Annotated in this window: 11 protein-coding genes; 1 reads left to right on the plus strand and 10 read right to left on the minus strand. The window is 31.3% G+C overall.

Annotated features, from left to right (window positions below):
• On the plus strand, window positions 1-846 hold the full coding sequence (locus RH98_RS08265; protein WP_010252917.1) for a DUF4249 family protein: 846 nt from the start codon (window positions 1-3) through the stop codon (window positions 844-846).
• An 81-nt stretch (window positions 847-927) separates the two neighbouring features.
• Here the strand turns inward: RH98_RS08265 and recN are convergent, their stop codons facing one another.
• The 10 genes from recN to RH98_RS08315 form a co-directional block, all read right to left on the minus strand.
• Complete coding sequence (gene recN / locus RH98_RS08270) at window positions 928-2583, minus strand: DNA repair protein RecN (protein ID WP_010252919.1); 1656 nt, start codon at window positions 2581-2583, stop codon at window positions 928-930.
• 21 nt (window positions 2584-2604) lie between these two features.
• Window positions 2605-3489: a type IX secretion system protein PorD gene (porD, locus tag RH98_RS08275; protein WP_010252921.1), complete on the minus strand. Its 885-nt coding sequence runs from the start codon at window positions 3487-3489 to the stop codon at window positions 2605-2607.
• A complete protein-coding gene (gene coaBC, locus RH98_RS08280) occupies window positions 3482-4687 on the minus strand; it encodes a bifunctional phosphopantothenoylcysteine decarboxylase/phosphopantothenate--cysteine ligase CoaBC (protein WP_010252923.1) in 1206 nt (401 codons plus the stop codon). Before coaBC ends, porD begins: the two co-directional genes overlap by 8 nt.
• A 14-nt stretch (window positions 4688-4701) precedes the next feature.
• Window positions 4702-5019, minus strand: coding sequence for a DNA-directed RNA polymerase subunit omega (locus RH98_RS08285; RefSeq protein ID WP_010252925.1), 318 nt, complete (start codon window positions 5017-5019; stop codon window positions 4702-4704).
• Between the two features lie 12 nt (window positions 5020-5031).
• Window positions 5032-5838, minus strand: a complete 807-nt coding sequence (locus RH98_RS08290) for an outer membrane protein assembly factor BamD (RefSeq protein WP_010252927.1) — start codon at window positions 5836-5838, stop codon at window positions 5032-5034.
• A 158-nt stretch (window positions 5839-5996) separates the two neighbouring features.
• Window positions 5997-6518, minus strand: a complete 522-nt coding sequence (locus tag RH98_RS08295) for a ferritin (protein WP_010252929.1) — start codon at window positions 6516-6518, stop codon at window positions 5997-5999.
• 12 nt (window positions 6519-6530) lie between these two features.
• On the minus strand, window positions 6531-7415 hold the full coding sequence (dapA, locus tag RH98_RS08300; protein WP_026038812.1) for a 4-hydroxy-tetrahydrodipicolinate synthase: 885 nt from the start codon (window positions 7413-7415) through the stop codon (window positions 6531-6533).
• Between the two features lie 10 nt (window positions 7416-7425).
• A complete protein-coding gene (locus tag RH98_RS08305) occupies window positions 7426-7938 on the minus strand; it encodes a DUF6913 domain-containing protein (RefSeq protein ID WP_010252934.1) in 513 nt (170 codons plus the stop codon).
• Window positions 7939-7999: 61 nt separating this feature from the next.
• Window positions 8000-9997 (minus strand): NAD-dependent DNA ligase LigA, encoded by a 1998-nt coding sequence (gene ligA / locus RH98_RS08310; protein WP_010252935.1) that lies wholly within the window; start codon window positions 9995-9997, stop codon window positions 8000-8002.
• 5 nt (window positions 9998-10002) lie between these two features.
• On the minus strand, window positions 10003-10476 hold the full coding sequence (locus RH98_RS08315) for a DUF6495 family protein (RefSeq protein ID WP_010252937.1): 474 nt from the start codon (window positions 10474-10476) through the stop codon (window positions 10003-10005).
• Window positions 10477-10766: the final 290 nt, after the last annotated feature.

Genomic DNA, 10766 nt, shown 5'->3' on the forward strand with positions numbered 1-10766 from the left:
ATGAGATATTTTATATATACATTAATTAGTTTTTCTTTTCTTATTACACTTAGTAGTTGTGAAGATGTAATAGACTTAGATTTGCCGACAGCAGAAGAAAGACTAGTCGTTGAAGCAAACTTAGACTTCTCGCCAGATAATCTAAATGATACTTTATATATTAAGTTAAGCTTAACAACAGATTACTATAATAAGGAAATTCCAAAAGCACACAATGCAACTGTATGGGTAGAAGATTCAAAAGGCAATAAATTTGACTTTAAAGAAATAAATAATAGTGGCACCTATATTTCTACATCAGTTGATAAAAACAGTAATAATGGCTCTTATAAGCTTCATATAGAATATAAAAATAATATTTATGAAGCTACAGAAAATTTAATTGCTACACCACCAATTGTTGAAGTAAAACAAACTAGAGAGAGATTTTTTAACAAAGACTATTATGTACTAAGAACTTTTTATAAAGACACTCCTAGAGAAAGTAGTTTATATAATTATTATTATACTAAATACACGCGTAATAATGATAAAATACACCTTTATGCTCAATCCAATGAACATACAAAAGGAAATTTAATTGAAAATATATACATAGATGAGGATACTGAGGTAGGAGATAGTATTAATATTAAAGTTAGTCAAGTTTCTAATAACTATTACGATTTTCTTAAACAGCTTATTACTACAATTGATAATGGAGGAGGACCATTTCAAGTGCCACCTGGACAATTAAAAGGCAATGTAAAAAATATAACTAATCCTACACAAGATGCCTTTGGGTATTTTAGAGTAACAGAAGTACAGACTATTACTCATATTGTCTTTGAGCAAGCAAAACCATAATTATAAATATTGTAAAAGCAATAATAATAAAAAAGCCGACATACTATTATGTCGGCTTTTGCTATATAAAATAATTCTTTGCTATTTATGTAATAGTTCGCGTGCATGCACTAAAGCAGAAGAACTAATATCCTTACCAGATAACATTTGTGCTATTTCTTTAACCCTATCCTCGCCTTCAAGTTCAATAATTTGAGAAGTAGTTGTCTTATGATCAGAAGTTTTAAAAACTTTATAATGATGAGCACCCTTTGCTGCAATCTGAGGTAAGTGAGTAATTGAAAATACTTGCATTTGATCACTCATATCTCTCATAATTTCCCCCATCTTATCAGCTACTTCTCCTGAAACTCCAGTATCAATCTCGTCAAAAATAATTGTAGGCAAACTTGAATATCTAGCTAAGATAGCTTTAATCGCTAGCATTATTCTAGACATCTCACCGCCTGATGCAACTTTTCGAAGAAGTCCATAATCCATCCCTTTATTAGCTGAAAATAATAATTGGATTTGATCTTTACCATTTGCTAAAAATGATTCACTATCAGTAAACTCAAATTTAAAACTTGCATTAGGCATACCCACCAAAGTTAAGATATCCACTAATTGTTTTACTAAACTTGGGATTACCTTATTTCTAGATTTTGATAATTTATCAGCTATTTCGCTTAATACAGCATCAAGTTCATTAACTTTTAGTTCTGCTTTTACAATCTTGTCATCTAAATCAGTTGCCAAAAAAGCTTTATCACTTAATTCTTTCTCTATAGATAATAGCTCACTAACAGAATTTACTTGATGTTTTTTTTGTAATGAATACAAAAGTTGTAAACGATCATTGATATAATTTAATTGTTCGGGGTCCATTACTACATTTTCAGCAATATTCTCAAGCTCATTAGCAATGTCTACCATTTCTATTTCAGCACTTGCTAATCTATCGTATAACTCTTGATACTCCTTAGATATTCCTGATGTTTTTTGTAATAGCGTACGTATCTCTTTTAATCCAGAAATAACACCTACTTGTTCAGCATTAAATATTTCTAAAGAATGACTAAAGTTTTCTCTTACAAACTCTACATTATTTAGCTTTTCATATTCACTCTCTAACTCCTCTTGATTCATAGTACCAAGATTAGCTTGTTCTAATTCCTCTAGTAAGAAATTGTTATAATCTTGTTCTTTTAGTAAATCAGATTTTTGCTGAAGATATCCCTTTAATAAAGATTGTATTTGTTTATAAGCTTTTAATGAGGTTTTATATTTATCTAAAAGACTATGATTATTTGCTACAGCATCGATAATATCCATCTGATAGCTTTCTTCAGAAAGTTCACCTGTTTGATGCTGTGAATGAATATCTATTAAATAGCTACTCAAGACCTGTAAATCACTTAAATTTACAGGACTGTCATTTACAAAAGCTCTAGATTTACCTGAAGGTAGTATCTCTCTTCTTATTATCGTTATATCCTCATAATCAATACCTATTGAATCAAATAATTCTCTTAACGAATACTCAGCTATATTAAAATGACCTTCTATAATGCACTTCTCTTCTTTATTCTTAAGAGAACCGAGATCTGCGCGTTTGCCCTGTAGGAGTCCCAAAGCCCCAAGTAATATAGACTTACCAGCACCTGTTTCACCTGTAATAATAGAAAAGCCTTTAGAAAAATTAATTTCTAAAGAGTCAATAAGCGCAAAATTCTTAATTGTCAATAATGTTAACATATACCCTTATGTTTTTTTAGACTATAAACTATTCCATTTTGTAGAATTCAAAGGTGCAATTTTATTCAAAGTTTCAATTACCTTTTTCTTATTCTTATCAGTTACACCTGAATAAATATTGACTAATTCTTCAGTTTTTGCATCAAAGAAAATGCGCATTAAAAAAGAATTAGGACGATTATTATGCATAGCTACTAAATCACTTAAAGCAGTATTAATGCCATCTCTACCATCTTCTACGTTATTAGCCATTAGATCTAATCCATTCAGATGATAATGATACAAAGCCTCTCTATAAGGCTTACCAGTTCCTGCAATTAAATCATTAACTAAGTAATATCTATTATTAGTACCATCGCCTTGCTTCCATCCTTTATAATTTGATTGCTGTGCTATTGAGGCTAATGTAGCTGCTGTTTGATAATAAGGAGTTCCTCCTTCTAGGGAAAAACTATCTGCATCTAATCCAATAATCATATTAGCATAGAAAGCAATCAAACTTACTAGATTAGAGTCAAAAGAGTTTGGATTATAGAACAAGCTTTCGAACTCAATATAAGAAAACGTAATATCCTTATCGTTAAAGTTCAATAATGGTGTAGCATATGTTGAATTATAAACAGGTCGAGTAGACTGTACTTGTAAACTGCCAGAAACAGTATTATTACTAAATGAACTTACATTAAGAATAAAGACACAATCTATACGCTCAACAGCTGAGAACTTACGAGAAGTCCAACTAGTAGAGTTTATAAATTCTTTAAGTGATTTTTCTAATGTCTTAAAATAAGCTTGATTACTATTTCCGATTTGACTATGATTAATATTTACAGTAGCATTTAGCTCTTGAGCTATAAAGTTTTGAACTGTAAAAAAAAATAAAAATAGCCAAATTAGTTTACGCATAATGGTTGATAATTTTCTGAACAATATCTTCTGCAACTGCCTCTTTTGATTTTAATTCCATTGCTTCCAAATTAAAATCTTTATCTATAAAGGTAACTTTATTTGTTGGTTTACCAAAACCTGCTCCTTTATCATTTAAAGAATTTAAAACAATCAAATCTAAATTCTTTTTCTCAATCTTCATCTTAGCATGCTCAATCTCATTTTCAGTTTCTAAAGCAAAACCAACTAGAAATTGTTGTTTTTTGATGATACCTAAAGAAGCTAAGATATCAGGATTTTTCTCCATCTCAATGGTAAAGTCTTCGCTATTTTTTTTAATCTTTTGCGAAGCTACATGTTTGGGTCTATAATCAGCAACTGCTGCTGCTGCAACAACTGCATCAGCTTTTTCAAAATTTGCATGACAAGCATCATACATCTCTTTTGCTGATTGAATATTAATAAGCTTAATATTCCTCTCTTTCACATTTTGGTTTGTAGGTCCTGAAACCAATATTACCTCTGCCCCTTTCTTAGCTAATTCATTAGCAATATCAAATCCCATCTTTCCAGAAGAATGGTTACCAATAAATCTAACAGGATCAATTGGTTCATATGTAGGACCAGCGGTCACTAATACAGTCTTCCCTTTTAATGGTAATGAAACACTCAATGAATCCTCAAGAAAATGTTTTATATGTTCTGGTTCAGCCATACGACCTTTACCAATCAAACCACTTGCTAATTCACCCTCTTCTGCTGGTATGATAGCATTACCGTATCCCTCAAGTATAATAAGATTTCTTTCTGTAGATGGGTGCACATACATGTCCAAATCCATTGCAGGAGCAATATAAACCGGACATTTTGCTGACAAATAAACTGCTAATAATAAATTATCACATTGTCCATTTGCCATTTTTGAAAGAGTATTAGCTGTAGCAGGAGCTACTACTATTAAGTCTGCCCATAATGCCAATTCTACATGATTATTCCAAGTACCTTCTCCACTAGACTGAAAGAAGTTAGTATATACTGGCTTTTTTGATAATGTAGATAATGTAAATGGGGTAACAAATTGATGAGAAGCAGGTGTCATGATCACTTGGACCTCGGCACCTGCTTTTATAAGTAAACGTACTAAGTTTGCCGTTTTATAAGCGGCTATTCCACCAGTTACTCCTAGTATTATCTTCTTTCCGCTTAACACTGACATTTCTCTTAGTTAAATTATTTCTCTACTTTTTTAAAAGTCACGTTATCTTCTAACCATTCCTCCACTGCTAATGCATGAGCTTTTGGTAGTTTTTCATAAAATTTAGAAACCTCTATTTGTTCTTTATTTTCAAAAACCTCATCTAAGCTATCATTATAAGTAGCGAACTCTTCTAATTTCTCAATCAACTCATTCTTTATCTCTGTGTTGATTTGACTTGCTCTCTTAGCAATAATCGTAATAGCTTCGTAAATATTTCCTACAGGTTCTTCAATTTGAACTTTATTATAAGTTACTGTATTTACCGGAGCATTTGTTTTCTTTAAATCCATCTCTCGCTTAAATTATTTTGAAAATTTCTCTAATTCTTTTGTTATATCTTCCATCATACTGTCCGCTTTACTTCTATACTTAGTATCTTCTTTATAGCGAATCAATATATCATACATCGATTTAGCACTCTTTAATCTTGATTCCATTTTACTGTAAACACTATTCATTGCTAAACGATATGCAGAGTCAAATTTATAATACAAGGCATCCTCTTTATAGATTGTTCCTGGATAATCATAGATAAAGTTATCTAAAGCTAAGATAGCTGCACTATAATTTCTAGTCCATTCACCTATTGTATTTAATTGTTTTGCATTTTCAAAAGCCTTTTTCTCTAACTTTCGATTCATCTCCATCATCAATGAATTAGCTTCAAAAATAAAGTCAGATGAAGGATACAAGTCAATAAACTTTTGTAACTTCTCTATTGCTAAATAAGTATTCGTTTGGTCTAAAGAATAAACTGGCGATAACTTAACAATAGATTTAATCTCTTTTAGTAAAGCTTCTTCTCTTTTTTCACTTTTTGGATAACTAGCTGCGAACATTCTAAAACGCGGACCAGATAATTCATAATCTTTAGTAATATAAGTAGCTTCAGCAAAATTAAAATACATATCCTCAGCATCAGGTCTGGTGCGATAAGCAGTCTCTAACTGTTCATATAAACGCAATGCACGTCTGTATTTCTTTTGTTCATAATATTGGTTTGCCACCTCTTTTTTATACTCTAGATCCTCAGATTTCAACGCTTTCTGCATAGGGCTACACCCTACCATAGCTAGCATTAAAAGAGATAAGCCTATATATTTTCTCATATATTATTGTTGTTTTTAAACAAAAGTCTTCCTTATAGTTACTAAAAAGCAAATGCAAATTTAGTTATATAATTGCATTATACAAAAACCTTTTTATACTAAAAAGAAAAGATGTCATTTTTTTTGACATCTTCTCCTTTTATAATTTTTATTTTTAATTAATTAGCAGCAGGTGCTGTAGCTGTTCCTTGTTGATTAAATCCTTTGATATCGTTATCAAATAAATATAATCCACCTTTGTCATCTCCTATTAAATTAATCTTATCTAGGATAGTACGAGCTGTTGATTCTTCCTCAATTTGCTCAGCAACATACCATTGTAAAAAGTTATGAGTTGCATAATCTCTTTCTTCTAAAGCGATATGCACTAACTCATTAATACTTTGAGAAACAAATACTTCGTGTTCAAACAATTGCTTAAACAATGTTTTAAAAGAAGTATGATCTAATTCTGGTTTAGTAACAGCAGGAATAATAGCTTCTCCACCTCTTTGGTTAATATACTTAACTAATTTCAACATATGTTGACGCTCTTCGTCAGATTGTGCAAACATAAATGTTGCTATTCCTTCAAATCCTTGAACTTCTGCCCAAGATGCCATTGCTAAATAGATCTGAGAAGAATCCCCTTCTATTTTAACCTGCTCATTTAATGCACTTTGTAATTTATCTGATAACATATTGTATATTTTTTATTTTTTAAACTTCACATATTCTTGTTCAATACGTGACCCTAGATCAGTATCTACCTTTATTAATGGTAAACGCAAAATATCTTTTGATACATTTGCCAGCTCAAGAATCTTTTTAATTCCTGCTGGATTTCCTTGCTCAAAAATCATGTCTATTATAGGCATCATTTTATATTGTAAAACAAAGGCTTCATCTACTTTTCGCTCTAAACCTAAGCGAATCATTTCACTAAACTCATTAGGTATTCCTTGCCCAATAACAGAAATAACTCCTGCTCCTCCAGCTAGAGTTAATGGTAAAGCAATTGCATCATCTCCAGATATAACGTAAAAGTCATCTCTTTTATTTTGTGAAATCAAATTCATTCCCTGAACTAAATTACCAGCGGCTTCTTTAATACCAATAATATTTTTAAAATCAGTTGCTAAACGTAGGACTGTTCTAGGCTCCATATTACTCCCTGTTCTACCAGGTACATTATATAGAATAATAGGCAAAGGACTTTTTTCAGCAATTGCTTTAAAATGTTGATAAATCCCTTCTTGAGTAGGTTTATTATAATATGGCGACACAGACAAGATAGCATCAAATTCTTCAAGATTTTCATCTGTTAATTCCGACAATACTGAATGCGTATTATTTCCACCTACACCCAGAACAAGTGGTAAACGTTTCTTATTAGCTTTTATGATAGTGCGCTTGACAAGATTTTTCTCATCTGTTGTCAAAGTAACAGATTCACCAGTTGTTCCCAAAACAACTAGGTATTCTACTCCACCTTCAATAACATACTCCACTAAATTTTCTAGAGCTGCTACATCAATGGATAAATCCTGATTGAAAGGAGTAATTAACGCTACTCCTGTTCCTCTTAATGATTGCATCATAAATAAACTAATTCTTAAAAATATTTATATATTCAAATAATAATTTTATAAAATTCCCGCCATCCATATGGTGTAAATCAATATTAAAATGATTGACACTAGATGACACAGAAGCGATCCCAGTCTTAAATAATGCTTTAGACTTACTTGTTACCCATAACATTGCAGCTGAATCCTCCTTGTAATAACTGATTAATAGATCAAAAGGTTTATTCACGAAATCCAACACTTGTGTTTTATTCATATTTCCTGAAGAATCAAAATCTCTTAATCTAAAAAAATTATCTCCTTGCTCTTGTTTTGAATTTTTACTATCAAAAATTAAAACAGTTATATTATCTGTTTTCACTCCATTAGCATTCAAAGCAGACACCATTTTAGCTAACCCTTCTTCATCTCCTTTTTCCAATACAATACCTACCTGAGATAATTGATAATTGTAATCTTGGGGGACAGATAGCAAAACCTCTTTATCGACAATTTTTCTTATTGCTTTTCTCTTTAAGGCATTGAACACCATATTAACGCGTTTTTGTAAATTTAAAAAATTTCACAAATCAAATATTCTTTTTAACATCGATTTATTGCAACATCTCTAAAAATTCATCTTCGCTCAATATTTTTATACCTAATTTATTTGCTTTTTCAAGTTTTGAAGGCCCCATTTTATCTCCTGCAACGACATAATCTGTTTTTGAAGAAATAGAACTACCATTTTTACCACCATGATCTTCTATTGCTTGCTTCATTTCATCTCTAGACATCTTGCTAAAAATACCTGAAACGACAATTATCTTATCTTTTAATCGATCAGAAATGACTGTTGATTCTTTCTCTTCCAATACAAATTGTACTCCATAAGACTTCAAACGCTCAATAATCTCTTTATTTACAGAATTACTAAAAAAATCTATAACACTTTGTGCAATGCGCTCTCCTATTTCATCAACCATTATTAGCTCCATCAATGGTGCTTGTGCTAGCGCATCAATATTCTTGTAATGATATGCTAATTTTTTAGCAACTGTCTCACCTACATATCGAATTCCTAATGCATATAAAACACGTTCAAAAGGTATTTGCTTAGAAGCCTCAATCCCCTTAATCAAATTATCTGCTGATTTCTCTGCCATACGTTCTAATGGCAAAACTTGTTCCTTTTTTAATTCATATAAATCAGCGTAATTAGTAACCAAGTTATTCTTGTAAAGCAGCATAACTGTTTCTTCTCCTAATCCTTCTATATCCATCGCTTTACGAGAGATAAAATGCTGTATTTTACCCGCAATTTGCGGAGGACAACCATATACATTAGGACAGTAGTGTTGTGCCTCACCCTCACTTCTCTTTAGTTTTGTACCACATTCAGGACATTCTTTAATATAGATTGTACGCTGTGAATCTACTCCTCTAGCCTCTTTATTTACACCAACAATCTTTGGAATAATCTCCCCTCCTTTTTCTACATACACCATATCATCTACGCGTATATCTAGTCTAGCGATTTGATCCGCATTATGTAAAGAAGCACGTTTCACTATAGTTCCTGCTAATTGGACAGGCTCTAGATTTGCCACTGGCGTGATTGCACCTGTACGACCTACTTGATAAGTAATCGTATTTAATTTAGTTTCTACACGTTCAGCCTTAAATTTATAAGCTATTGCCCATCTTGGAGATTTAGCAGTATATCCTAATTCTTCTTGATAGTGTAATGAATTCACTTTTACTACAACTCCATCTGTCTCATATGGTAATTCATGACGATGTTCGTCCCAGTAAGCAATAAAAGCAAAAACTTCTTCCATATTATTTGCTAACTTAGAAACCGTAGGCACCTTGAATCCCCAACTCCTAGCTTTCTCTAATCCTTCAAACTGCGTTTCAAAGTTTAAATTATTTCCTACTACATAATAAAGCAAGCAATCTAATGGACGTTTAGCAACTTCAGCACTATCCTGTAATTTTAAACTACCTGATGCAGTATTACGAGGATTAGAATATGGTGTCTCACCTATTTCGATAAGCTCCTGATTCATCTTTTCGAATCCAGCAAATGGCAACACTATTTCACCTCTAATATCAAAACTAGGTGGATAATCACCTTTTAAGCGAATTGGCACAGAGCGGATAGTACGAATATTATTAGTAACATCATCTCCCTGAATACCATCACCTCGAGTTACAGCACGTACTAGTTCACCATTCTCATAAGTAATACTAATAGACGCACCATCATATTTTAATTCACATGTATATGTAATCGGCACATCCCCTAATATTCGTTGAATACGTTGTTCCCAATCTATCAAATCCTCCTTTGAATAAGAATTATCTAAAGAGTACATACGATAGCGATGTGCGACTGTCTCAAAATTTTTAGTAACCATTCCACCAACACGTAATGTAGGTGAGCTCGCATCATAATATTGAGGATTCTCTAATTCTAATTTTTCTAATTCTTTTAATTTTTGATCAAAATCAAAATCTGAGATAGTGGGATTATCCAAAACATAATAATTATAATTATGTTCATTCAATTCTTTTCTCAGCGCTTCAATCTTTTCTTTTATCGCCATAATAATTATAACTTAAGCATATCTTTAAACTGATTGTATAAAACACCATCACTTAAAATTGCTCCTTGTTTTATAATATCAAAAACTTCACTATTTCTATCTTCACCAAAAGCTTTTCCACCATGTTTAACTTCTATTTCATCAGTAAACACAGCATCGCTTAACCACTCCAAACCTTCTTTTTTCAAAAAATCAACATCAGGTTTTAATGATTTTATTACAATTGTGTGAATTTCTTTATCGTCAAAACTAAATAAAAAGATATGATTCTTAGAATAGTGTTCTAAAAAATTAGCTTTCTGCAAAACACCTTCCCATATCAAATCAGAAAATACGTCAAGTTCTTCTTCCGCTACTTCTGGTTTTTCAGTTTTAATACGATCCCATTCCTCCTTATCAATCTGCTGACTAGCTAAAAAGTTTACAAACTCTGGTTGTAATTCTTCTAATTGCTCTTTTGTAAGACGACTATATTTCATAATTCACATTTATTTAGGTTGTCAAAAATACTAATTCTTATTTTCATTCCCTATTCATAACAAATATTCACTTTAATAAATAGATAACAAAAAAAGACTTCTTGCTAAAGCAAAAAGTCTTAATTCCAGTTACTAGATATTTTCTAAAATACACATAGCAAAATATACTTAGAAAAAAACAGTTATAACAATAATAATAGGCAATATTGATAAACAAATATACCTAGCAAGAGCTATATTTAAAATGATTAAACAAATAATACACTTAAAATAGTTCTATATTTCAAATC

Origin of the sequence: Myroides injenensis M09-0166, assembly GCF_000246945.1 — a bacterium.
Lineage (GTDB): Bacteria > Bacteroidota > Bacteroidia > Flavobacteriales > Flavobacteriaceae > Flavobacterium > Flavobacterium injenense.

What these genes read in the sequence shown, in the direction of transcription:
- RH98_RS08265 (WP_010252917.1), top strand. Translation starts at nt 1, where the DNA reads ATGAGATATTTTATATATACATTAATTAGTTTTTCTTTTCTTATTACA.
- recN (WP_010252919.1), bottom strand. Translation starts at nt 2,583, where the DNA reads ATGTTAACATTATTGACAATTAAGAATTTTGCGCTTATTGACTCTTTA.
- porD (WP_010252921.1), bottom strand. Translation starts at nt 3,489, where the DNA reads ATGCGTAAACTAATTTGGCTATTTTTATTTTTTTTTACAGTTCAAAAC.
- coaBC (WP_010252923.1), bottom strand. Translation starts at nt 4,687, where the DNA reads ATGTCAGTGTTAAGCGGAAAGAAGATAATACTAGGAGTAACTGGTGGA.
- RH98_RS08285 (WP_010252925.1), bottom strand. Translation starts at nt 5,019, where the DNA reads ATGGATTTAAAGAAAACAAATGCTCCGGTAAATACAGTAACTTATAAT.
- RH98_RS08290 (WP_010252927.1), bottom strand. Translation starts at nt 5,838, where the DNA reads ATGAGAAAATATATAGGCTTATCTCTTTTAATGCTAGCTATGGTAGGG.
- RH98_RS08295 (WP_010252929.1), bottom strand. Translation starts at nt 6,518, where the DNA reads ATGTTATCAGATAAATTACAAAGTGCATTAAATGAGCAGGTTAAAATA.
- dapA (WP_026038812.1), bottom strand. Translation starts at nt 7,415, where the DNA reads ATGCAATCATTAAGAGGAACAGGAGTAGCGTTAATTACTCCTTTCAAT.
- RH98_RS08305 (WP_010252934.1), bottom strand. Translation starts at nt 7,938, where the DNA reads ATGGTGTTCAATGCCTTAAAGAGAAAAGCAATAAGAAAAATTGTCGAT.
- ligA (WP_010252935.1), bottom strand. Translation starts at nt 9,997, where the DNA reads ATGGCGATAAAAGAAAAGATTGAAGCGCTGAGAAAAGAATTGAATGAA.
- RH98_RS08315 (WP_010252937.1), bottom strand. Translation starts at nt 10,476, where the DNA reads ATGAAATATAGTCGTCTTACAAAAGAGCAATTAGAAGAATTACAACCA.